The sequence below is a fragment of the Paraburkholderia sp. NPDC080076 genome, assembly GCF_050281145.1.
GTDB lineage: Bacteria > Pseudomonadota > Gammaproteobacteria > Burkholderiales > Burkholderiaceae > Paraburkholderia.
On the sequence record NZ_JBNNWQ010000002.1, the window covers coordinates 778941 to 802165 of the forward strand.

Consider the following 23225-nt stretch of genomic DNA (forward strand, 5'->3'; position numbering starts at 1 on the left):
GTTTTCGGCCTGTCATGTAATCCGCTTACTCTCTGCCTGTGTATGCGACGCTTGTCGTCACACCCATCGAGCGTAGGTCGGCGTGCACCGTAAGCGTCCCCCAGCTAAAGACAAAGGTATCCGCGCCTGTCGTGGACGATACACAAGGCGATTGTGCTTCTGTGGCGATTATTTTCGACAGCGTCTTCTTCTCCTTGACGAGATCTTCCTCGGTCGCCGACCAGTCGAGCTTTTTGGCCACACCATCGGTCCAGACGAAGTCGAGCATTGCGAGCTTTTTGTCGCAAAAGCGAGCCGTCACGCCGAACGTCTTGCCCCAAACTTTCACGCTCTTGATGCCGTAGTTTTCCCACTCGCCGTACTTCGCCAGTTCCGTTGCTCCTGTCAAAGGCGATTCGTCAGGCGACGGCCTACCCCGAAACAGGTTCGTTGACGCATCGATAGCCAGCGTGCCAGTGGAAAAATCGAACGTAGCCATCTTTCATTAACTCCCAAACTTCAAAACATTGCCGCCGACGAGGCTGCCCTTGTCGGCGCTCGATACGAAATACTGAGTGCCTCCGCCTTTGCCCAGGTTGGGATTGGCGAGCGACTGTCCCTTCGCCACGCAAATGTCCTTGGTGACAACGAATGCCCTTAATTGGCTTCTCATCGGGCGGGCGTCGACTGTATTGCCTGCGTGCGAAATCTGCGTCATATCGTTGTACTCGCGCGCTGACCCGCCTGTGTTGAGAATCGTGCGAGCGTCGGAGAAATAATTACCAGGCAAAGCGGTCGCGATCTTGTCGGGCGGCGCATACGGGTACAACGTGTACAACACTGTACCGCGCTTCAAGACCGTGTTCGTGTAGGAGTCGACTCCGGGATAAGGGTCTTTGCCTTGCCAGCTTCGCGCCTGCGCAGCCGGGTCTTTGCCGGCACAGGGATCCTTCTGGCAGCAATCCTTGTTCGGTGTTTGCGCTTTCTTCTTGAGCCCCAACGGGTCGATCCAGCCCGTGGGATTCGGCGCGTACTGGTACACATTCCCGCCGGCCAGCAGTCCGATCGGATCTTTGGACGTAAAACGTCCGGTGCCCGGATCGTAGTATCGGTGACGGTTGTACGCGAGGCCGGTTTCGTCGTCGTAGTGTTGACCCTGGAAGCGAATTGGATTCCGCACAGCGCTGGCCGTCGCTTTCGACACGCGCGTGATTACATTGAGCGCCTCACCCCAAGCCTTGTATTTGGCTTCCCAGACGACTTCACCGAATTCATCGGTAAGCAGTTGCGGCGTGCCGAGCTGATCGCAGTGGTAGTAAAAGATGTGCGCGGGGGGCGGAAGAACGACAGGCTTCAGCAGCGGATCGTCTTCCGGCGCATAGCGATCGGTCTGCTTCCAATCGGGCGTAGCGATACCCGCGATCGCGCCGGAGACGAACTGCGCCAGCGGCACGAACGACCCCGCTTCATATACATAATGCGTGCTGCCTTCATCGGTGCTTTCGTACGCCAGCGTATCGCCGTCCCAGCCGAACGTCGTGCGTTTGCCGTCGACCTCTTTACCGATACGGCGCCCGAACGCGTCGTAGAAATAACGCGCCTCGTGATGGCGCGCCGGCTCAGCAACACTGGCCGCCGTCATCCGGTTGAATTCGTCCCACTCGTAGCGCTGCTCGGCGCCCGCCGAGCGTTTGGAAATCAGGTTGCCGCGGGCATCGTAGGTAAAGTGTGTGCCGGCGTAGTCCTTCAAAAGATTGCCCAGCACTCTCGGTGTCTGCGCCGGCAAGGTACTCGATTGCAGACCGCCGCTAGTGCGTGCCTGGGCCGGACTGCCCGGATCGACAATATTGCTCGCCGGATCGAATGCGAAACGTTCGGTCGCAAAAGGGCTCATTGCTTCGACCAGCCGTCCGACGGGATCGTACTGATAACGCGTCACGCCGTCCCGGCTGTCGTCGATCTCTTTCAGTTGCCCCACGGCATCGTACCGATACCGCCGTGCCACGATCGCAGCGGGTGCGCCGGTGCGTTTGAGCGCCTGGGACTCCATCCGTCCGACCGGGTCATAGCGCGTGTTCTGCGCAATCCGGTTCGACAGCGTGCGTTGTGTTTCACGATGCAGGTCGTCGCGCTCGAACTGAATCAATTCCTGTCCGTCGAGCTGCATGCCGTGCACGTGGCCCGTGCCATACACCAGCCAGTCGACGGCATGACCATCGGGCCGCACGGTTTTGATGCGCGTGCCGATCTCATCGTACTCATGCCGCCACACATAGCTGCGGCGCTCGCCGAATAACGCTTGCGTGTGATGTTCGCGTACCAGATTGCCGACTGGATCGAAGAAGTGCTGCACCCGGCTGACGGCGTTTTGTGCATCGATGAGACGGCCAGTTCCGTCGTACATGAAACGCTCGTCGCCCGCGCCGGCGACGCGCCGCGCGAGGCGTCCACCGCTGTCGTATTCGAGCTGAGTCTTTTGTCCCGCTTCATCGACGGTTTGTAACTGGCCAGTCGCCGCGTCGTAGCCGTACCGGGTCGTCATCCCGTCGAAGCCGATTTCCTCGAGGAGGCGCCCAACCGGATCGTAGTGAAACTGGTAAGTCGCGTGGTTCGAATCGGTGAGTGCGCTCAGCCGTCCGGCGCGGTCGTAGCGATAGCTCAGCAGTTCGCCCGTTGCATCACGACGATGCGCGATTCGCCCGGCGGCATCGTATCCATAGCGGGTGACCTGGTTCAGCGGATCCGTATGCACGAGGAGCCGGCCTTCGGCGTCGTACTCCAGCTTCTCGATTCCCGCGGCAGATTGGACTTGAGCCAGTTGGCCGTTGCCGCCGTAGCGATAGGCGACACTCCGCCCGCCCGCGTCTTTGCTCCCGAGCAGGCGGCCTTCTCCATCGTAGGTCCACTGCGTCGTCTTGCCCGAACAATCGGTATAGCTGACAAGGCGGCCCGCGGCATCATAAGCGAGTGCCTTCGCGCCGCCCTTTGCGTCGACGATCTCGGTCGGCTGTCCCTGAGCGTTGTAGCTGTATTGCGTCTTGTGACCCAGTGGATCGATCTGCGTGGTGACATTGCCTGCATCGTCATACTCGCGGGCCCAGCGATACGCGTGCGGATCGATGATGACCGTCATCTGATCCTTGGCGTCGTACTCCATGCGTACCACGCTGCCATCCGGGTGCGCCTGTTCGACCAGGTTGCCGCGCTCGTCGTACGTAAAGCGCTCGACGCTGCCGTCCGGGTAAATATGCTGCGTCAGGTTGTGCTGGGCGTCGCGGTAGAACCACTCATCGAGGCCGTCCGCGTAAATGGTCCGATACGTGTAGCCGTCGATATCGAAGTAGTAGCGGGTGACGTTGCCGAGCCCGTCCGTCACGTCGACGAGACGGATATCCGGATGCCACGCGAGACGCGTGTCGAAGCTACCGTCGTCCGCGTATTCGCGCACGCACTTCGCCTTGGGTCCCGTGCCATCCCATTCGAGATTCATGCCACGACCAGTACGATCCGTGTATCGCGTGACGAGGTGATGTGTATAGGCGTACTCGCGACGATTGCCGTGGCGGTCGGTTGCCGCAATCAGGTCGCCATGCTGGTCGTAGGCGTAACGCACCAGCGTGCCGACTCGTTCGCCTTCCTGGTCGATCTCCACCGCTTCGCTCAGACGGCCGCTCGCGTCGTGCGAAAACACGACGATGCTTTGCGAGGTGATCAGCCGCGTGAGCCGATGCGCGTCGTCGTAATCCAGCGTGATTTGACTGCCGTTGCGGTCCTTCAGGAAAGCGAGCCGGAAAGCACCACCGCGTTTCTCGTACGCTTCGAGCAGTTCATGGCCGCGCGTGAGCGTGAGCCATTGATTATCGAGCTGCGCGAGCGTGAGATCTTCGGCGAGATCATCGTGCGTCTCACCCGCCTTGAGCAGCGGGTAGTCGAGACTGCGTCCGCTCGGATCGTGATAGACAAGCTTCGCCGCGTGGATATCGAAGCGCGTGGTGTAGGGCGTGATCCAGCGCGCGCCCAGATTGCTTTCGTCGTAGGCGGAGAGAAATGAACGGTACGTGCGTCGCCAGACCACCGGCATTGCGCCGGGCAAAACGAAGTCCTGGTGATCGAAGCGTTCGTCGCCGAGTGCATAGCCGATCGAGCCGCCGCTGCGTCCCAAGCCACAGCTCTTGCAGTCGCTCGCTCCCGGATGCTTGGCCTTCGCCTGCGTCGCGATCGTCTCCAGTTCGCCTTCGGTTTTCTTCAACTCGGCTTCAACCTTGCCGGCTGCCTTGATGCCGACGGTCTGTTTGTGTTTCTGCTTTTCCTTCCACTTCGCCACGGCCTGCATCAGCGCGTCGAGCATCCAGATCAGGCCGCCGACATCCGCGCTATTCAAGCCCTTGATCTTCTCCATCACCATCGGAATCGCATGGCGCGCTTCCGCGGCCATCTGCCTGAGCCGTTGGTTCGTGGACGGCGAGATTTCATTCGCTGCACGTGACGCAAGATTCGCCGCGTCCTTCACCAGCACCTTGGTGCCGTCTTTCAGATACGACCACAGGTTCTCGGCGACCTTACTCGCGTCATGGGCCGCAAAGCCGTCGCCGACTTGTGCGAGATGTTTGTCGGCCGCGCGATAGTTGCCCGACGTGTCGAAGAGCTTGCCCGATGCCGCGCCTTCGAAGACCTGCGCAAGACCTTCGAGCAGCTTCTTTGCATGATCCGCGCAATCGTCGAGCATCTGTGCGAGCTTCGCCTGCACTTCCTGAATGAATTTCTCGATATCGCCAGCGAACTTCGCGCTGATGTGCGCCACCAGCACCGAGATGATCGTATCGGCGATCATCTGCGCGCCGCCCTCCGCCACGGCCTTGGCGCTCTTCGCGAGTTCCTCGCGAGCGAGCTTCATCAGGGGCCGCGCGCCCATACGGAATTCGCCCATCACGGGCGGCAGCGGGATCACGCCGATGAGGTCGATACCCAGATTCAGATAATCGAAGAAGTCTTTCGACTCCGCTTCGATCAGCCGTTTGATATCCATCACGACATCGATCGCCGACAGAATGTTCGAAACGACCGGAATGTAATTGGCCAGTTGCTCGACGCGCTCCAGCGTGATGTAGCCGTCACTCACGCTCTTGAGCCACGCATCGAATTGCTCGAGCGCGGAGCCGACATCCTCCTTGGCGATGGTGACGAGCGGCGCGATGGCGACTTCAGTTCGGACAACGGCGGTAGTCTGGGCAGCGGCTTCGCTCATGCTGGATCAGGTCGGTTTAGTTGCTATGGGAAAAGAGTTTGTCGTAGGCGCATCCGAGCAGAATCCAGCCCGGGCTTTCCTGCTGATCGACAAGCAATCTGATTTCCTTCTCGCCGACCGGCTTGCGATAGTCGACGCCTCGCCAATGCGCGTTTTCGCGCAGTGAAATCGTGCCGGCTCCTTCGCTCATGCCGCCGATGCGTTCGGCCCATTGCCTGGCAACGTTGATTTCGTCGCCTTGGGCTGCGGGAATCGCGAGCAGCATTTGCCGCGGCGACACGAGCGACACCAGATTCGACGATGTACCCCAGGCCTCGATCGGTTTCTGCGTTTTCCAGGCGAGATCGACGGCCTTCTCGTGCGAGGGCTGACTTGCGAAACCCGGCACGGTGGCGTTGTCGACTCTGCCGATGAAGCGGTCGATCTGACGCGCGTCGAGCTTGCACTCGACGAAGCGGGCGATCGTCCGGAGGTCGGCTGTCGACTGGGCGTGCGCGCTTGTGGCAATCGCCACGCCGCACATCATCGCCATTGTCGTGTGAGGGAATTTCATCTTCGACTTACTTGACCTTGCAATCGGTCGCGGCCGGGAACGTGGTCGAGAATGCGCCCACACAATGAAGCGTGATCTTTTGGCCGACGCGCGAGCGGATCTTGTCGATGCTTTTTTTGTCCGCAAAGGTCACGCGTACCGCGGAGTCCGAGTCGTCGCCAAGCTTGCCGATGACGTCATCGGTCAGGCCGGAATCGAGGGACAGCAGCTTGCCGGTCAGAGCGAGCGGCTTATCGGTGAATTTCGTCGCGGCGTCGACGTCGCTGTCGTATTGCGACGCCATCACGGCGGCGGAAATCCTCAGTTCGGTTGCCCCGAAAGCCAGCGAGGTGACTGCAAAAGCGAATGCGAGAAAGGCCGTTTTCTTCATGATTGGACTGACCGTTGCGTGGTGTCGAATGACCGGCATCGCGTCAGACAATGCCGTTGATTGCCGGCAATGCGCTCCGTGCCGATTGCGCGATGCTGCTGATTTCCTTGGCCGTGCTTGCGGCCTGACTGGCTTGTGAGACCGCGGCGCTGGCGCCTGAAGGTAACGCCTTGGTGAGCGCGTTTTGGGCGTATCCGGTGGCCTGGCTTTTCGCCATCGACGTTAGGCCGCCGCTGCCTTGTGAGGCGATGTTGGCGAGGCTCGCGAGTTGCGACGCACCGCCGACGGCCGAGCCCACCGCGCCCTTCGCCGTACTGGCCAACACGCTCGCTGCAACGCCAGAGCTTCCGGCCGCGGCGGCTGCGCCCGACGTGCTGCTAGCCGCGGCAGGCAGGAACGAAGCCATCTGCGATGCGGCTGCGGCGTCGCCGGACGCGTTCAACGGCTCGGCTGGCCAGTTCATGCTCTTGAAGTAATTGGCCGGCTGCGAGGGATCGCGAGGATCGGCGCCGAATTGCACTTGCGCCACGCCTGGCGGCAAACCGCTGACCGTCATGCGACCGTTTGCATCCAGCGCGCCTTGACGCAGAACTCCGCCGTTAGCGTCCAGTACCGAAAACTGCCCGCCTTTGACCGGCTCGCCATTCGCGTATTGATGGAGCAACTCGAGCTGTCCCGGTTGATCGGGACGGGCCGACGGCAGTGGATAGCCCTGACTCGTCGGGCCGTTGAAGCTATGCTGCGCACCTTTGACATCGACCATGCCCGGCGCGTGAATATCGATGTTGCCGCCCGCGATACGGATGTACGCGCCGCCGCTCGTCAACAGGATCTCCTGATCGGCGGCTGCTTCGATTTTTTCGGTTGCCGAGAGCAACCTGAAGGTTTTCTGCGCGGTGAGTTCGACGTTGTCCGACTGTGACTGGATTTCGACTTTGCCCTTCGCCGCGAACAGCTTCATGCCCGCGTTCTGCACGAACAGGCTGATCTTTTCGCCGACGCTGGCGAGAAGCGATTTTCCCGTGGCGATGTGTGTGCTCTGCCCGCTGACCAGATTGACATGCTCTGTCGCGGTGCTGTGCGCCGACTTCTGCGTCGAGATTGCGATGCCCGCCGGCGTGGCGAACAGCATGATCGGCTCCTTGAAGGCGTTGGCGCTGCCTGTGCCGCCACCGGCTGTGTTGCCTCCGCTGCCTGTAGCGCCGGACACGCTGTTCTGCGTGGCATCCGTGAAAGACTTCAGTGCGTCGTGGCCTTCGTTCAGACTTTCGGCCTGGTGTGTCTCGCTCGCCCGTGAGAGCGCTTCGATCACGCTTTCGGAATTGGTCAGCTGGCTGTTGGCGTCGCGCACATCGAGCGGCTGGCTCGACGTGCCGTTGGCCGGATGCGTCGTGACGTAAAGACCTTGCGCCGCGCGAACTGCGCCATAGGCATCAGACTTGAGATCGAAACCGCTGCCGAGATACGCACCACGCGAGTTGCCGTTCTGGGCGATCAGATAACCGAGGTGCAGTTGCGCGTTGGTGCTCGAGCTGTAGAGCTGCATGCGGTTCTGACCGGTGGCATCGTCCATCACCATCTGGTTGTAGCCGCTGCCCTGATATTCCTTCGACTTGTGGCCGGAGAGAATACCGTTCGAATGCCAGTCCGGCGTTTTCGCGCCGTTGTAGACGCGACCGGTGACAATGGGCCGGTCGCAATCGCCGTCGAGGAAAGAAACGATCACTTCCTCGCCGATGCGCGGGACGTGAACACCGCCATAACTACCGCCAGCGTCCGACTGCGCGACGCGGATCCAGCACGACGCATTCTCGTCGCCCGGATTCAGGCGATCCCAATGCATCTGAACTTTGATGCGGTTCAGTTGATCGGTGTACACCTCTTCGTTCGCCGGACCGACCACGGTCGCGGTTTGCATGTGCATCTCGGGTTTTTCATGCTCGAACGGGCTGCGGAAAGGGATGGCCTTGCGTTGGGCGTCGACGGTGGCCATGAAGAAGCCTTCGCTGCCGTCCGTGGCTTTGACCACCAGCGTCGGATTGTTCGCGTGCTGCGCGCGGGCCGCGGCGATTTTTTGCTTCAGGCTATGCGGAAAGTCCGTCGCGCCGCTCGAGACGGGCAGGTTGTTCTCGATCACCCACTCGACCGCGATGACCGCGAACTGCCGCTCCTGTGCACTGCCCGCGCCGTGGTCCGGATGATTGGTGAGTTCGAACCAGCGGCCGGCATCGACACGGCGTACCGCGCCCACACCGCTGAAGCGCTTGGCGCGCGACTCCCATTCTTCCATCCGCACCTTCGAGAGCTGGTCGCCGCGGTTCTGTTTGGCGTAAGAATACGCGCCGGTGTACTCGTACACTTCGGCCTGCTGCGGCAGATCACCTTGTGTGCTCAAGGTCGGCGTCGCCGTGCCTTTCGGATTCGCGGCTGGGGACGGCGCCTTGTAGTCGAAGGTGCGGGTGATCAGCGACGTGCTCTGCAACGTGCGGGTGCCGCTCCATTGCACGAAGGCATCCGTTTCACTGTTGGTGCCCGAGCGGTAGAAATCCACCGTTTGTGGCGAAAGCGGTTGCAGGGTAGCGATATCGTCGGTAACGACCAGGGTGTGTGATTTACCATCGGTAGCCTGTTCGAAATAGCCGAACATGCCTTCCGTTTCCATCAGCCTTTGACAGAAATTCCAGTCATCCTCGAATTGCACGCAGAATGAACGCTGCGGCAATGGGTTTCTCAAGCTGAAGCGGAAAGCACCCTGCGCCTGCGGATGCATATTGAATACATCGGTGAGAATTTCATCGACGGTTTTATCCTGCCAGATGCGTGCATCTTTTCTGAAGCGCAGAAAATGCATCCATGAGACAAAGCCGATCTGATAGCTGGTAATCGCGCTGTCGGAGCCTAAACGACGGGCGGTATGGACATAACCATGGTGCGGGGCGTACGACTGGTCGGTTTGCTGGATCCACAGCGTGACGGGCTGGGCGATCAGCTTCTTGAGTTCGATATTGTCGGTGGTTGAAACCGTATCCAGCGTGAATTCGTAATTACGGCCGATACGGGAATGCCCTACCACCCTTTGCGGCAATAGGACGTCCGAACCCAGCGGCGTGTCGAGTTTCAGCAGGCGCTCGCTTTGCAACAATCCGCCTTTTATCGCCGCAATAATCTCCTGCGCACCCATACCGCCTCTTTTTATGCAATTTGCGCCCCCGCGCTACCGCGCGATAATACAAAAGATTACGAGGATTTCGCAATCGTATTATTAAAGGCAAATGTTAAATCGGAAATTGTTTCTGAGTGGGTCTTGATTTTGTTTTTGCCGGTAAAAATAACTTGTCGGCTCGTATTCGGCATTGAGGGTAGCTAATGTCAAAACAAATACCGAACGCATTTGCAGCCTGCCGATATAGCGAGTTCCGTGGGCAGAGTCTTTGTCCAGTAGTCGTCGGTCAGCGTTACAGCCTCCGCAGCGGCGAGGCGCGCCAGAAACTGGTCGGCTGACTTCAAATCTCGTAGCTCGGCGCGATCCTGCTCCATTCGTGACTCGGTGAAGAGGTGAAGCGAATCGTCCACCATCTAAGTGGTGTACACGGCCGAAGCTGAATGTTTCATACTCTGTAAAAACGCGGTATTGAAATTAGTGAAGCGTCCTCTTTGTTTAGACGTCAGCTTGGGGTCAACTGCCAACGCTTTCTCATCGAGAAAAAATTGTGACGTCGGGATGGTTCTTCAAACGAAACGATACGCCCACCTGGCGCGCCGAGTCTTTCCCGTTATCGGCAACGAACATGTCCGGCAGACATACGCCATCGTCTTTGGGAATTTCGTAGGCATTGCGCGCGGAAAGACCCTTTAGAACCGCTTTAGTACGTTGCTTCGCCACAGAAGGATCCGACGATGACTCGCGAAAGCTGATTGCCCGCCCATTCTCATAAATGTAGAACCCAGCCGCACAATGCCCGGCCCAGGCAAATGCGTCCGGCCGTCCCGCCGGTATCACCTGCGGATTCAACCGGCCGTTCTCATCGGTCGACGCTGAGCTCGAAACCACCCGCGTTTTAATCCATCCAGGATCGAACCGAAGTCAGCATGCGACATGGATCCGGTTATCCGGAAAGTACCGTTATAAATAAAAACGGAGTGCATTGCCGGCTGACCGTCGGAAAACCGAATTGGATTTTCTTGCGGCTTGGAAAACGCGGTGGGAATGGTCAAAGCAACATCGACATCTCCAGGAATCGCCAATTCATAGCGGCCGACGCATTCCTGACGTGCTTCCGCCATGGCACGAGACGACACAGATTGCATCGCACACACCAACGACGCAAGTGCGACCAATTTCCAGCGACTTCCAAACTGTCTCGTCAGCTAGGTTCTCCACCCTTATCTGTGCACGCATCCTGGGATGCCGCGGGACGCGGACAGTCTGAACCATAAAAAAGACCCGTAAGTTTCTCAACTTACGGGTCCTGTGTTCTTGCGTCATGCATTTATCTCAGCAGAGGAGGGAGGTCCTCAAACATCAATATTCCCCGCCCTCAACGCATTCGACTCAATGAAAGCTCTCCGCGGCTCCACATCATCCCCCATGAGCGTAGTGAAAATGCCATCAGCCGCAATAGCATCCTCAATCTGCACCCGAAGAAGACGACGCACAGTCGGATCCATCGTAGTCTCCCAAAGCTGCCCAGGATTCATCTCGCCGAGGCCTTTATAGCGCTGCTTCGAGATATTGCGCTCAGCATCAGCCAGCAACCACTTCATCGCACTCTTGAAGTCAGTAACAGCCATACTCCGCTCACCACGCTTAATGACAGCACCAACCCCAATCAACCCCTTAAACGTATTAGCGGTATTGATCAACTGCTGGTAATCAGCGGTGAGTTGAAAATCCTGATCCAACACAGAAATCTTCTGATTCCCGTGATGCGTCCTCGCAACGCGCAACGAGCGCAGTTCACGCACCGGGTCATACATCGTCGTAACCTTAACCTCAGGCTTCAACGGATCATCCCTTAGCTTCGCTTCCAGAGCCTTAGCCGATGCATCAGCCGCTTCCTCGCTGGACAGATCGATCGCGATCCCATCCATCACAGCCTCAAGGGCCCCAGCGTCATACAACCGGCTCAGACGATTCACCACAGCCTGAGCCAGCAAATAAGCCCGAGCCAACTCACCCAACGCATCCCCAGTAATCGGCGTAGCCCCTTCAGAAGCCAACAACTCCGATCCCTGCAAAGCCAGCTTCAGAATGTGAGCATTAACCTCAGCCTCATCCTTCAGATACCGTTCGTCCTTACCCGCCTTGATCTTGAACAGCGGCGGCTGCGCGATATAGATATACCCACGCTCGATCATCTCCGGCATCTGCCGATAGAAGAACGTCAACAACAGCGTCCGAATGTGCGCACCGTCCACGTCAGCATCGGTCATGATGATGATGCGGTGATAACGCAGCTTATCGAGGTTGTAGTCTTCCTTACCAATCCCGCAACCAAGAGCAGTAATCAAAGTAACAATCTGCTCCGAAGAAAGCAGCTTGTCATACCGTGCTTTCTCCACATTAAGCACCTTGCCGCGCAGCGGCAGAATAGCCTGAAACTTCCGATCCCGACCCTGCTTCGCCGACCCGCCTGCCGAGTCACCCTCGACGATATAAATCTCAGACTTGGCCGGATCCTTCTCCTGACAATCCGCCAGCTTCCCAGGCAACCCAACACCGTCGAGCACACCCTTGCGACGCGTCATTTCCCGCGCCTTCCGAGCCGCATCCCGCGCGCGCGCCGCATCCACAATTTTGCCGCAAATAATCTTCGCGTCATTCGGCGTCTCAAGCAGAAACTCTTCGAGCGCCTTCGCGACCACATCCTCCACCGGCGCGCGCACTTCCGACGACACCAGCTTGTCCTTCGTCTGCGCGCTGAACTTCGGCTCCGGCACCTTCACCGACAGCACGCAAGATAACCCCTCACGCATATCGTCACCCGAAGTCTCAACCTTCGCCTTCTTAGCGACTTCGTGATCGTTGATGTACTTGTTCAACACGCGCGTCATCGCCGCACGCAACCCGGTCAAGTGCGTCCCACCATCACGCTGCGGAATGTTGTTCGTGAAGCACAGCACGTTTTCGTTGTAGCTGTCGTTCCACTGCATCGCCACTTCCACGCCCACGCCATCTTTCTCGCCGCTGATGTGGAAAATGTTCGGGTGCAGCACGGACTTGTTCTTGTTGATGTACTCGACAAAGCCCTTCACGCCGCCCACGAACGCGAAATCTTCTTCCTTGCCGGTGCGCTGGTCGGTCAGCTTGATTCGCACGCCGTTATTCAGGAACGACAGTTCGCGAATCCGCTTGGCCAGAATATCGTAGTGATATTCGATGTTGCCGAAAATCGTCTCGTCCGCGAGGAAGTGCACTTCAGTGCCGCGGTTTTCGGTGTCGCCGGTGACTTGAATCGGCGAAACAGCCACGCCGTCGATCTCTTCGATAATGCGGTTCTGCGGCACGCCACGGTGGAATTCCATGAAGTGCTTCTTGCCATCGCGGCGAATGGTCAAACGCAGCCACGCCGACAGCGCGTTCACGCACGACACGCCCACGCCGTGCAGGCCGCCGGACACCTTGTAGCTGTTCTGGTCGAACTTGCCGCCGGCGTGCAGCTCGGTCATCACAATTTCAGCGGCGCTGCGCTTCGGATCGTGCTTGTCGTCCATCTTCAGACCGGTCGGCACGCCGCGGCCGTTGTCGGTGATGGAAATGGAGTTGTCCGCGTGAATGATCACCTGGATGTCGTTGCAGTGCCCCGCCAACGCTTCGTCGATGGAGTTGTCCAGCACTTCGAATACGAGGTGATGCAGACCGGTCCCGTCCGATGTATCCCCGATGTACATCCCGGGCCGCTTACGCACCGCCTCCAGACCTTCGAGGATCTGAATCGAGGATGCGCCGTAGCTGTTGTCGGGTTGCGAATTGTTCGTTTCAGTCATGGATTTTTTCCGGTTCTGCGTTGCTGCAAGGTTGCTGCTCGGGACTTTTCAAAACACCATAAAAACGCCAAAGGGGCGCTGCGCCCCTTGGTGTGTTCTTGGTTTCTGGACGCGTTAGATGCGCATCGGCATCACGACGTATTTGAATTCGTCGTTCTCGGGAATCGTGATCAACGCGCTGGAGCTGGCGTCACCCAGGCTCACTTGCAACGTGTCGACCTTCAGGTTCGCGAGCACGTCGAGCAGATACGTAACGTTGAACCCGATATCGACGCTGTCGCCGTCGTATGCGATTTCCAGTTCTTCCTGCGCCTCTTCCTGATCGGCGTTGGTCGACATGATCTTCAACTGGCCCGGCTCGATGATGCAGCGCACGCCCTTGAATTTGTCCGAGGTCAGAATCGCGGCGCGTTGCAGCGAGCGCTGCAGTTCTTCACGGCCGATCACGAACTGATTCTTGTGCGACTTCGGAATCACGCGCTGAAAGTCGGGGAATTTGCCTTCCACCAGCTTCGACACCAGTTCGACCTGGCCGAACGTGAACTTGACCTGCGTCTGCGCGATGTCGATCTTCAGCGTGTCGTCGATGTCTTCCAGCAAACGCTGGAGTTCCAGAATCGTCTTGCGCGGAATGATCACTTCCTGACGCTGGAACGAGCCTTCGATCTTCATGGACGAGAACGCCAGACGGTGGCCGTCCGTTGCGACCGCCATCAGCTGGTCGCCGTCCACCACCAGCAGCATGCCGTTCAGGTAGTAGCGGATGTCCTGCTGGGCCATCGAAAAATGGACCATGCCGAGCAACTGGCGGAACGTCTTTTGGGGAACCACGAGGTTCGCGCCGTAGTCTTTAGCTTGCGCGACCGTCGGGAATTCGTCCGCGGCGAGCGTTTGCAGCGCAAAGCGGCTCTTGCCGGATTGCACGGTCAGACGCTTGTCGTTCAGCGTGAGCGTGACCTGCCCGTCGGGCATGGCGCGCAGAATGTCGAGGAGCTTTCTTGCTGCCACCGTGGTCGCCACCGAATCGCCGCCCACGCCGAAATCGGCACGCGTGGTGATCTGCAACTCGAGGTCGGTCGACAGGAACGACACATCAGGGCCGTTCTTGGTAATCAGCAAATTGGCGAGGATCGGCAACGTATGGCGGCGTTCGACGATGCCGCTCACGGTTTGCAGCGGCCTGAGGAGGTTATCGCGTTCGGTCTTGACCAGTTGCATAGAGTTCCTTCGTTGATATAACGGCCTGCGCGCCTTGCCAGGTAAGCTTTTCCGCGCGCAGCCACGACTCCCCGCCGGCGCCACGCAGCGCCTGTCAAGGCGTGAAATCCGCCCGCGGCCGCCGGGCGGTTAAACCTGTATTGTGCCTGAAAACGGAACCGCCTCACTAAAATGGGGGCGAGTTTGGAAATAAACAGGTCGTTTTTTCCAGACAGACCGCTCAGCCCTTCAGCGTCTGCTCCAGTACGTGCAGTTCGTGGTTCAGTTGCGCGTCCTTGCTGCGCTCGTCGGCAATTTTGCGCACTGCGTGCAGCACGGTGGTGTGGTCGCGCCCGCCGAACAGCTCGCCAATCTCCGGCAAGCTCTTCTGGGTCAGCTCCTTCGCCAGATACATGGCGATCTGCCGCGGCCGCGCGATGTTCGCGGGACGCTTCTTCGAATACATGTCCGCGACCTTGATGCTGTAGAAGTCAGCCGTGGTCTTCTGGATGTTTTCCACCGAAATCTGCCGGTTCTGCACCGTCAGCAGGTCTTTCAGCGCTTCTTTCGTCACTTCGATCGTGATTTCGCGGCCGTGGAACTTCGAGTACGCGAGGATCTTGCGCAACGCGCCTTCGAGTTCACGCACGTTCGAACGCAAGTGCTTGGCGACGAAGAACGCGACGTCCTCATTCAGGCTCACGAACTCGGATTGCGCCTTGCGCATCAGAATCGCGACGCGCATCTCCAGCTCGGGCGGCTCGATCGCCACGGTCAGGCCAGAGTCGAAGCGCGAGATCAGGCGGTCATCGATACCCGAAATTTCCTTCGGATACGTGTCGCTGGTGATGATCACCTGCGCCTTGTTCGCAACCAGCGCCTCGAACGCGTAGAAGAATTCCTCTTGTGTGCGCGACTTGCCTGAGAAAAATTGAATATCGTCGATCAGCAGCAGGTCGAGCGAGTGGTAGTAGCGCTTGAAGTCATCGAACGCCTTGCGCTGGTACGCCTTCACCACATCGGACACATACTGTTCAGCGTGGATGTAGCGGATCCGCGCGCCGGCCTTGTCCATCAGCAGCTGGTTGCCGATTGCGTGGATCAGGTGGGTCTTGCCCAGACCCACGCCGCCATACAGGAACAGCGGGTTGTATGAGATGCCGGGGTTGTCGGCGACCTGAATCGCCGCGGCGCGCGCCAACTGGTTGGCCTTACCGGTCACGAAATTATCGAACGTCAGAACCGGGTTCAACTTGGAGCGCTCGTACATCGAGTCGTTTTCGCCACTGTTCGCGTTCGAACCCGCGCTTTGGCCCGGACGCCACGTGCGGCGGGCGGCCGCGGCTTCGTTCGCGTCGAGGCTGGGCAGATCGAGGTCGGCGGCATCTTCAGCCGCCGCGCGTGCGTTTGCGTTGTGTTCGGCTGCCGCGCGTGCGTTCGCGTTGAGGTTGGCCATCGCGCTGTTTGCGCCACCCGCGCGCGCAGCGTGCGCCGCTTGCACGGCGCCGACGGCCGCGTCCACCGCAGCGCCGTTGCCAGCGCTACCGCCCATCGAACCAGGTGCGGAAGCCGGGCGCGCCGGTGCCGGCGCGGCTGCCGCGGGGGCGCGCATGCCGGCTTTCGGGTCCAGCACGAATTGGACATCGACCGGGGCTTGCCAGAAATCGCGGGCCATATCCGCGATGCGGCCGGAGAACTGGCTCTTGACCCAGTCGAGCTTGAAACGGTTCGGCGCAGCGATGCTAAGCGTGTTCGCAGCGGCGTCGAAGGCGACCGGGGCCAACGGTTTGATCCACGTCACGTACTGCTGGGGCGTAAGCTCGCGCTCCAGCAATGCGGAACAGTGTTGCCAGAAATCGTTCATCGAGTTGCTGTCGTTATGGTGTGCACGGCGGTCGCCGCTGCCCCTGTCGCGCGCGCGCAACAAGGCCCTGAGCAGCCAGGCTAACCAGGCGCAATGGCTCCAGGCGCTTGTGCCACAAGGGTTTGCGGGACAAGCGAGCCGGAGCCGCGTGCAGGATTTTTGGGAAGTAAGGCGAGATTCTAACGCCAAAACGAACCCGCAAGGGAGTTATCCACAGGGACGGATCATCGGGCGAACTCCTCGCGGGCCGCGCTCCAACCAGGCTAAACTATTGACGGTCAACGAAAAACCGGTTTAAATAGCGGGTTCCGCGAAAACCAATTCTGTAAACGCCCGGCCATTGCCGCTTCAGCGATGATCGTGCGGTTAATTTTCGATCAGTCGATCAAGTGAGAGCAACATGAAACGTACTTACCAACCTTCCGTTACCCGTCGCAAGCGCACCCACGGCTTCCGCGTTCGCATGAAGACCGCAGGTGGCCGCAAGGTCATCAACGCACGTCGCGCGAAGGGCCGCAAGCGCCTCGCCATCTAAGGCAGGCGAGCGGATTGCGCGCTCCGTTTGTGCCAGGTAGCGACGCCCGCGGTGAAGCGGGAACGGCTGGGGCGCTGCAACAGGGTTCGGTTCCGTTGCGAGCGCAAGCCGCCTTCCCCAAAGCCGCAAGGCTACTGAAAACGGATGAATTTTCATCCGTTTTTCGTTTGCGCCCGTGGCGCCGCACTGCGCACTTCGTGGTGTACGGCCGGCCCACCGGCAACGAAGCTCGCTTAGGCCTCGTGATCGGCAAGAAGTATGCGCCGCGCGCGGCCACGCGTAATCTGGTACGTCGAATTGCGCGTGAGGCCTTCCGGCTGCGTCGCGCGGAATTCGGCGGTTGGGATGTGCTGCTGCGTTTGCACACGCGCTTCGACAAGAAGGCTTTGCCGAGCGCCTCGTCGCCGCCGTTAAAGGCGCTGTGCCGCAGCGAAATCGAGGCGCTGCTCGACAAGGCAGCGCGCGAAATTACCCGTCGTGAGGCGCCGCCCGCGGAAGCGCCCAAGACGGAATGACGCTCAAGTGACCGCCCGCTTTGCAGTTCAGGCCGCCCAAGCAGCTTTGGCAGCCGTGCTGCGCGGGCGTCGCCCGGTATTCCACGTTGCGCGGCGCCGTCCGGCCGCACTAGCCATGCAAACGGTACTCTTCGCTTTACTGCGTTTTTACAAAGTTGCCGTGAGCCCAATGCTCGGCAACCGGTGCCGTTTTTACCCTTCCTGCTCTGATTACGCGCGCGAAGCAATCCAGTATCATGGCGCCGCGCGCGGGACTTATCTCGCCGCCAGGCGTATTTGCCGCTGCCACCCGTTTTCCGCGGGCGGCATCGATCTCGTCCCGCCTCCCACTTCTGAAAAGCGCTGACGCGCCGTTCCATCGACACTGAGACAACGCATGGATATCAAACGCACCGTCCTATGGGTCATCTTTTTCATGTCAGCGGTCATGCTGTTCGACAACTGGCAACGCGACCACGGACGCCCGTCGATGTTCTTCCCGAGCGCCACGCCGACCAAGACCGTCGGTAGCGCCGCACCGGGAACCACGACGCCGGGAACCCAGCCCGCCGATCTGCCGGCAACGAACGCAGCCGCACCGGGCAACGCGCCGGCGGCGACGCAAGCGCAACTGATCAAGTTCAGCACCGACGTCTATAGCGGCGAGATCGACACCCGCGGCGGCACGCTGTCGAAGCTGTCGCTCGTGAAGCAAGGCGACGGCAAGCAGCCGGATCTCGTCATCACACTGTTCGACCGCACCGCGAACCACACGTATCTGGCGCGCACGGGCCTGCTCGGCGGCGATTTTCCGAACCACAACGACATCTACACGCCGTTGCCGAACCAGCAACACGACCTGACGGGCAACGAAAAATCGTTCCAGCTCAGCTTCGAGTCGCCGGTGAAGGGTGGCGTGAAGGTCATCAAGACCTATACGTTCACGCGTGGCAGCTATGTGATCGGCGTCGACACGAAGATCCAGAACGTCGGCACCACGCCGGTGAGCCCGTCGGTCTATATGGAACTGGTACGTGACGACCAGCCGGTGGAAACGCCGCGCTTCTCGCACACGTTCATCGGGCCGGCTGTGTACACCGACCAGCATCACTTCCAGAAGATGACGTTCGGCGACATCGACAAGAACAAGCAGGACTACGCGACTTCGGCCGATAACGGCTGGATCGCGATGGTCCAGCATTACTTCGCGTCGGCCTGGATTCCGCAGCAAGGGGCGAAGCGCGACATCTACGTCGAGAAGATCGATCCGACGCTGTATCGCGTCGGCGTGAAGGAGCCGGTGGCGACCATCGCTCCGGGCCAAACCGTCGACGTGTCCGCACGCCTGTTCGCCGGTCCGGAAGAAGAGCGGATGCTCGAAGGCATCGCGCCGGGTCTGGAACTGGTGAAGGACTATGGCTGGGTGACGATCATCGCGAAGCCGCTGTTCTGGCTGCTCGAGAAGATCCACAGCTATGTCGGCAACTGGGGCTGGTCGATCGTGCTCCTCACGCTGCTGATCAAGGCGGTGTTCTTCCCGCTGTCGGCTGCGAGCTACAAGTCGATGGCGCGCATGAAGGCGATCACGCCGCGCATGCAGGCGCTGCGCGAACGCTTCAAGGGCGATCCGCAGAAGATGAACTCGGCGCTGATGGAGCTGTATAAGACCGAGAAGGTCAATCCGTTCGGCGGCTGTCTGCCGGTCGTGATCCAGATTCCGGTGTTCATCTCGCTGTACTGGGTGCTGCTGTCGTCGGTGGAAATGCGCGGCGCGCCGTGGATTCTGTGGATTCACGATCTGTCGCAACAGGATCCGTTCTTCATCCTGCCGGTGCTGATGGCCGTCTCGATGTTCCTGCAGACCAAGCTGAACCCGACGCCGCCGGACCCGGTTCAAGCCAAGATGATGATGTTCATGCCGATCGCGTTCTCGGTCATGTTCTTCTTCTTCCCGGCCGGTCTGGTCCTGTACTACGTCGTGAACAACGTGCTGTCGATCGCCCAGCAGTACTACATCACGCGGATGATGGGTCAGGCGAAGGCCAAAGCGGCCTGATGATGTTTTGCCAGAGATGGGCGGCAACGCCCGCTCTCTTCAGGCTCTGATTCCAGCCAAAGCTGGCTGGTACAGCGGCAAAAGAAAAGCCGCCCGGTTCACACCGGGCGGCTTTTTTCATGCTCGCGGGTAAACGCTTCACGCGATGCCGCCGTTACTCTTCTTCCGCGTCTTCGCCGTAAAAACGCACGATCATCTCTTCGACCAGAAAGCGGTCTTTCGGCGTGAGCGACTCGATCTTGGAAGCAAGCTCGATCGTTTCAGCCGACGGCGGATATTTCTCGCCACGCGCCAGCGGCCTCGCGTTCACGCCCGGCGACGGTCCGTAGTGCAGCCAATGCTCCTTGACGTTCAGCCATTCGGCTAACGTACGCAACTTGTCGGGCTTGGGGATCGTCGTACCGGATAGCCACTTGTGAGCGGTTTGCGGCGTCACTTCGCGCTCGCCTCGGTAGCGCAGATTGAATTGCTCGGCGAGCTTGGTCCCGCCGCGAATCTTGAGCGGCTCCAGCAGGTCCTTCAACCGTTTGGCGAAGGCGGCTTTTTCTTTGTTGGTCGGCATGAGCCGGATTGTGCAATTCAACGTCCAACCAGTTGACAACCGGGCAAGTTTAGTTTTAGCGTATTTGAGATACTTTTAGCTTGTAGTGCGCTTTGGGTAAAGCGTCGGCGGATTTGTATTTTTTGGTGTTTTTTCCTTATCCGGTGCGCCTGTTCGCGATCTCACCGTCCTGCAGCGTCCTATTTATTCTGAAGAAGCGCAGTAGTAATCCTAGCTTGTTTGAGATAAATCCCAACTGCTTGGATAATGCAGCTTCCGCCATCAATCAGAACCTCGCGACACGGTCGCCGGATGCGCCCGCGTTACAATGCCTCGCGCCGCGCTGCCCGGCGCCGCCCTGCCCTCCTCTCCGTGTTTGCCACGCTTTTTATGCTCACCACCGATTCCGATCCTATCGTCGCCATTGCCACCGCGCCCGGCCGTGGAGGGATCGGTGTCGTGCGGATTTCGTTCGGCCGCGCGGGCGAGGCGGCCGCCCAGCCGCTGATGCAGACGCTCACCGGCCAGATACTCGCGCCGCGCCATGCGAGCTACGTCCCGTTTCTCGACGCCAGCGGCAATGCGCTCGATCGCGGCATCGCGCTGTACTTTCCGGCGCCGCATTCCTACACCGGCGAACACGTACTCGAACTGCAAGGCCACGGCGGTCCGGTGGTGCTGCAACTCGTGCTGCAGCGTTGCATCGATGCCGGCCGCGCGTTCGGTTTGCGGCTAGCCGAACCGGGCGAATTCACGCGCCGCGCGTTCCTCAACGACAAGCTGGATCTGGCGCAAGCCGAAGCGGTCGCCGATCTGATCGAGGCCAGCACCGAGGCCGCCGCGCGTTCGGCGGGCCGCTCGCTCGACGGCGCGTTCTCGCGCGACATTCACGCGCTGGTCGAAGACGTGATCACGCTGCGCATGCTGGTCGAAGCGACGCTCGACTTCCCCGAAGAAGAAATCGACTTCCTCGAAGCCGCCGACGCCCGCGGCAAGCTCACGCGCATACGCGAACGTCTCACGCACGTGCTGAGCGAGGCACGGCAAGGCGCGTTGTTGCGTGAAGGACTCTCGGTGGTGCTGGCCGGGCAGCCGAACGTCGGAAAGTCGTCGCTGCTGAACGCGCTGGCCGGCGCTGAGTTGGCCATCGTCACGCCGATCGCCGGCACGACGCGCGATAAGGTTGCGCAGACGATTCAGATAGAAGGCATTCCGCTGCACGTGATCGACACAGCCGGCCTGCGCGATACCGAGGACGAAGTCGAAAAGATCGGCATTGCGCGCACGTGGAGCGAAATCGAGCGCGCGGATGTGGTGCTGCATCTGCTCGATGCGCGCACCGGCATGACGGCTGAAGACGAGGCGATTGCCGGGCGTTTTCCGGGCGGTGTGCCGGTGGTGCGCGTTTTGAACAAGACGGACCTGACCGGCCTCGCGCCGACGACGCAGGCGCTCGACGCAGACCTCGATCTGAGCGAAGTGCGGCTGTCGGCGAAACAGGGCGATGGTGTTGCGCTGTTGCGCGACGAGTTGCTGCGCATCGCCGGCTGGCAAGCGGGCGCGGAAAGCGTGTATCTGGCGCGCGAGCGGCATCTGATTGCACTGCGCGCCGCCGAGGAGCATCTGGCGACTGCGGCAGCGCACGCCGATCAGAACTCGCAGGCGCTTGATTTGTTCGCTGAGGAACTGCGGCTCGCGCAGGATCAATTGAATTCGATTACTGGCGAATTTAGTTCGGATGACCTGCTCGGAGTGATTTTTAGCAGGTTCTGTATTGGGAAGTGAGCGGGATTGGGGAATTGGCTCTAAGGTCATATCCATAAAGGTTTTTGGGTAATTCAAAGCACGGGTTTGCGAGCAAAGAATCCCGCTGCGTTGACCCAAAATTCGCTAAATCTTTGGTACACATCCAACATGGGGTTTAAAATCGCCGCTATCCGCCAATCAGCGATCCGAGCATGCCCCGCTTAGCCGTCCCCCTCACCGAAGCCCAGATCCGCGCGCTCGAACCACGCGCCACCCGTTATTGCGTCGCTGACGGCAGCGGCCTCGTCATCGAAGTCATGACGACCGGCACCAAGGTCTGGCGCTTCCGCTACACGTTGAATGGCAAGCGTCAGCCGCTCGCCACGATCGGCGACTACCGGATGATCTCGCTGCGCGTCGCGCGGGCCAAAGCACAGAAATATGCGGAGATGGTCGCGCAAGGCATCTCGCCGGTCGCCACGGCGCGGCGCGACCGCGGCGCGGAAAGCAAAGCCGATGTCCTGCGCGAAGCCGCCGAGCTTTATCTCGCAACGGAAATGGCGGGCAAGTCGGAGGAATACCGGCGCACTACGCGTCGCGCGCTCGACAAGGATGTTCTACCCGCCATCGGGCACATGCCGATCAAAGCCGTCACCGCCGACGACATCGTCGCGATATGCGACAGAATCAAAAGCCGCGGTTCGCCGAAAATGGCGCTGCATACGCGCAATGTCGTCAAGCGTCTCTACGAGTATCTGATCGCCCGGCAACTCGCGGCCAGCAACCCGGCCGAGGTCGTGCCGGCGCGCTCCATCGCCACGTTCGACAGCCGCACCCGCGTGCTCTCGGGCGACGAGATCGGCACCATGTTTCGCTCGATCGACGCATCGAGCATTCGTCGGCCTCTGAAATTGGCGCTGCACTTGCTCGTGCTGACGATGGTTCGCAAATCGGACCTGGTCGAATCGACGTGGGCCGAATTCGATCTGGAGAAAGCGCTATGGACGATTCCCGCTGTGCGTGTGAAAAAAGACCGTGATCAGCGAGTGCCGCTTTCGCAGCAGGCGGTCTCCATGCTGCGCGAGCTTTACCAAGCGCGGGCCAGCCGAAAGTTCGTATTCCCGAGCGTCAGGGGCGACGATCGGCCGATCGCCAAAAGTACGCTGAATCAGGCAGTCAAGGCGCTCGGCCTCGACGTGGAGCATTTCGTCCTGCATGACTTCCGGCGCACGGCAACGGCGCACCTGCGCGAGATCGCGCAGCCTTCGAGCGAAATAGACCGGGGTGCGGCTGAGATGCCCGAGCGTATCAAGCAAGACGCGAGCGCGGAAAATGACGCGAATGAGCGTCGGGGCATGCAGCAATGGGCGGATTTTGTGGACGCGCAGATCGAAGGCGCACGTAGAGCGGCGACCAGCACGCCCTGAACGGGCCGCGTCGGGTGCCTAGCCCTTGAAACAAGAGACTATGATGGTACACAAAACCCATCACTCCAAACTCAACTAATTGTTCAAAATAGTAAATTCAATTTCTCACTAGGTTTCAAAGGTGAGGAATAACGGACGGATGAGCATCCGCCAAAATCGCATCACATGGTCCTTTTCTCCCGCGTTTCATCGCCTAAACTGTAGGGTGGACGCAACTCGATACGGAGGCTC

Annotated in this window: 17 protein-coding genes; 6 read left to right on the forward strand and 11 right to left on the reverse strand. The window is 59.8% G+C overall.

Annotated elements, in window-relative coordinates:
• Positions 1 to 25: 25 nt before the first annotated feature.
• The 10 genes from ACQKRQ_RS10855 to dnaA form a co-directional block, all read right to left on the reverse strand.
• Positions 26 to 478: a hypothetical protein gene (locus tag ACQKRQ_RS10855; RefSeq protein WP_132376449.1), complete on the reverse strand. Its 453-nt coding sequence runs from the start codon at positions 476 to 478 to the stop codon at positions 26 to 28.
• Between the two features lie 6 nt (positions 479 to 484).
• Positions 485 to 5224: an RHS repeat-associated core domain-containing protein gene (locus ACQKRQ_RS10860; RefSeq protein ID WP_427476849.1), complete on the reverse strand. Its 4740-nt coding sequence runs from the start codon at positions 5222 to 5224 to the stop codon at positions 485 to 487.
• Between the two features lie 16 nt (positions 5225 to 5240).
• Positions 5241 to 5777: a hypothetical protein gene (locus ACQKRQ_RS10865; protein ID WP_427476851.1), complete on the reverse strand. Its 537-nt coding sequence runs from the start codon at positions 5775 to 5777 to the stop codon at positions 5241 to 5243.
• Positions 5778 to 5784: 7 nt separating this feature from the next.
• Complete coding sequence (locus tag ACQKRQ_RS10870; RefSeq protein WP_427476853.1) at positions 5785 to 6147, reverse strand: hypothetical protein; 363 nt, start codon at positions 6145 to 6147, stop codon at positions 5785 to 5787.
• A gap of 43 nt (positions 6148 to 6190) precedes the next feature.
• Positions 6191 to 9328 carry a type VI secretion system Vgr family protein gene (locus tag ACQKRQ_RS10875; protein WP_427476855.1) on the reverse strand — a complete coding sequence of 1046 codons (3138 nt, stop codon included), beginning with the start codon at positions 9326 to 9328 and terminating at the stop codon, positions 6191 to 6193.
• 513 nt (positions 9329 to 9841) lie between these two features.
• Entirely contained in the window at positions 9842 to 10159 is a 318-nt protein-coding gene (locus tag ACQKRQ_RS10880; RefSeq protein ID WP_427476857.1) for a T6SS immunity protein Tli4 family protein, read from the reverse strand.
• Complete coding sequence (locus tag ACQKRQ_RS10885; RefSeq protein WP_427476858.1) at positions 10156 to 10455, reverse strand: hypothetical protein; 300 nt, start codon at positions 10453 to 10455, stop codon at positions 10156 to 10158. The genes ACQKRQ_RS10880 and ACQKRQ_RS10885 overlap by 4 nt, the downstream gene beginning before the upstream one ends.
• Before the next feature lie 207 nt (positions 10456 to 10662).
• On the reverse strand, positions 10663 to 13134 hold the full coding sequence (gyrB, locus tag ACQKRQ_RS10890; protein ID WP_132376457.1) for a DNA topoisomerase (ATP-hydrolyzing) subunit B: 2472 nt from the start codon (positions 13132 to 13134) through the stop codon (positions 10663 to 10665).
• Positions 13135 to 13248: 114 nt separating this feature from the next.
• Positions 13249 to 14352: a DNA polymerase III subunit beta gene (gene dnaN, locus ACQKRQ_RS10895; protein ID WP_007180118.1), complete on the reverse strand. Its 1104-nt coding sequence runs from the start codon at positions 14350 to 14352 to the stop codon at positions 13249 to 13251.
• Between the two features lie 220 nt (positions 14353 to 14572).
• Entirely contained in the window at positions 14573 to 16195 is a 1623-nt protein-coding gene (gene dnaA / locus ACQKRQ_RS10900; protein WP_408284545.1) for a chromosomal replication initiator protein DnaA, read from the reverse strand.
• Positions 16196 to 16595: 400 nt separating this feature from the next.
• On the opposite strand from dnaA, the gene rpmH reads away from it, so the two are divergent.
• The 4 genes from rpmH (at position 16596) to yidC (ending at position 19280) form a co-directional block, all read left to right on the forward strand.
• Positions 16596 to 16730 (forward strand): 50S ribosomal protein L34, encoded by a 135-nt coding sequence (gene rpmH / locus ACQKRQ_RS10905; protein ID WP_004198824.1) that lies wholly within the window; start codon positions 16596 to 16598, stop codon positions 16728 to 16730.
• A gap of 14 nt (positions 16731 to 16744) precedes the next feature.
• A complete protein-coding gene (locus tag ACQKRQ_RS10910) occupies positions 16745 to 17245 on the forward strand; it encodes a ribonuclease P protein component (protein ID WP_408176290.1) in 501 nt (166 codons plus the stop codon).
• Between the two features lie 115 nt (positions 17246 to 17360).
• The gene (gene yidD, locus ACQKRQ_RS10915; protein ID WP_081936011.1) at positions 17361 to 17591 is read left to right on the forward strand and encodes a membrane protein insertion efficiency factor YidD; all 231 of its coding nucleotides are present in this window, start codon (positions 17361 to 17363) and stop codon (positions 17589 to 17591) included.
• 30 nt (positions 17592 to 17621) lie between these two features.
• Positions 17622 to 19280 carry a membrane protein insertase YidC gene (gene yidC, locus ACQKRQ_RS10920; protein WP_132376459.1) on the forward strand — a complete coding sequence of 553 codons (1659 nt, stop codon included), beginning with the start codon at positions 17622 to 17624 and terminating at the stop codon, positions 19278 to 19280.
• 154 nt (positions 19281 to 19434) lie between these two features.
• Here the strand turns inward: yidC and ACQKRQ_RS10925 are convergent, their stop codons facing one another.
• Positions 19435 to 19842, reverse strand: a complete 408-nt coding sequence (locus tag ACQKRQ_RS10925) for a transcriptional regulator (RefSeq protein ID WP_012434886.1) — start codon at positions 19840 to 19842, stop codon at positions 19435 to 19437.
• A 369-nt stretch (positions 19843 to 20211) separates the two neighbouring features.
• Here ACQKRQ_RS10925 and mnmE point away from each other — a divergent pair, with 369 nt between their 5' ends.
• Both mnmE and ACQKRQ_RS10935 read left to right on the forward strand, forming a co-directional pair.
• Positions 20212 to 21606, forward strand: a complete 1395-nt coding sequence (mnmE, locus tag ACQKRQ_RS10930; RefSeq protein ID WP_427476865.1) for a tRNA uridine-5-carboxymethylaminomethyl(34) synthesis GTPase MnmE — start codon at positions 20212 to 20214, stop codon at positions 21604 to 21606.
• A gap of 173 nt (positions 21607 to 21779) precedes the next feature.
• Entirely contained in the window at positions 21780 to 22994 is a 1215-nt protein-coding gene (locus tag ACQKRQ_RS10935) for a tyrosine-type recombinase/integrase (RefSeq protein ID WP_427476867.1), read from the forward strand.
• Positions 22995 to 23225: the final 231 nt, after the last annotated feature.

Coding starts and splice junctions, on each gene's coding strand:
- ACQKRQ_RS10855 (WP_132376449.1), bottom strand. CDS start 478: ATGGCTACGTTCGATTTTTCCACTGGCACGCTGGCTATCGATGCGTCA.
- ACQKRQ_RS10860 (WP_427476849.1), bottom strand. CDS start 5,224: ATGAGCGAAGCCGCTGCCCAGACTACCGCCGTTGTCCGAACTGAAGTC.
- ACQKRQ_RS10865 (WP_427476851.1), bottom strand. CDS start 5,777: ATGAAATTCCCTCACACGACAATGGCGATGATGTGCGGCGTGGCGATT.
- ACQKRQ_RS10870 (WP_427476853.1), bottom strand. CDS start 6,147: ATGAAGAAAACGGCCTTTCTCGCATTCGCTTTTGCAGTCACCTCGCTG.
- ACQKRQ_RS10875 (WP_427476855.1), bottom strand. CDS start 9,328: ATGGGTGCGCAGGAGATTATTGCGGCGATAAAAGGCGGATTGTTGCAA.
- ACQKRQ_RS10885 (WP_427476858.1), bottom strand. CDS start 10,455: ATGCAATCTGTGTCGTCTCGTGCCATGGCGGAAGCACGTCAGGAATGC.
- gyrB (WP_132376457.1), bottom strand. CDS start 13,134: ATGACTGAAACGAACAATTCGCAACCCGACAACAGCTACGGCGCATCC.
- dnaN (WP_007180118.1), bottom strand. CDS start 14,352: ATGCAACTGGTCAAGACCGAACGCGATAACCTCCTCAGGCCGCTGCAA.
- dnaA (WP_408284545.1), bottom strand. CDS start 16,195: ATGAACGATTTCTGGCAACACTGTTCCGCATTGCTGGAGCGCGAGCTT.
- rpmH (WP_004198824.1), top strand. CDS start 16,596: ATGAAACGTACTTACCAACCTTCCGTTACCCGTCGCAAGCGCACCCAC.
- yidD (WP_081936011.1), top strand. CDS start 17,361: ATGCAAACGGTACTCTTCGCTTTACTGCGTTTTTACAAAGTTGCCGTG.
- yidC (WP_132376459.1), top strand. CDS start 17,622: ATGGATATCAAACGCACCGTCCTATGGGTCATCTTTTTCATGTCAGCG.
- ACQKRQ_RS10925 (WP_012434886.1), bottom strand. CDS start 19,842: ATGCCGACCAACAAAGAAAAAGCCGCCTTCGCCAAACGGTTGAAGGAC.
- mnmE (WP_427476865.1), top strand. CDS start 20,212: ATGCTCACCACCGATTCCGATCCTATCGTCGCCATTGCCACCGCGCCC.
- ACQKRQ_RS10935 (WP_427476867.1), top strand. CDS start 21,780: ATGCCCCGCTTAGCCGTCCCCCTCACCGAAGCCCAGATCCGCGCGCTC.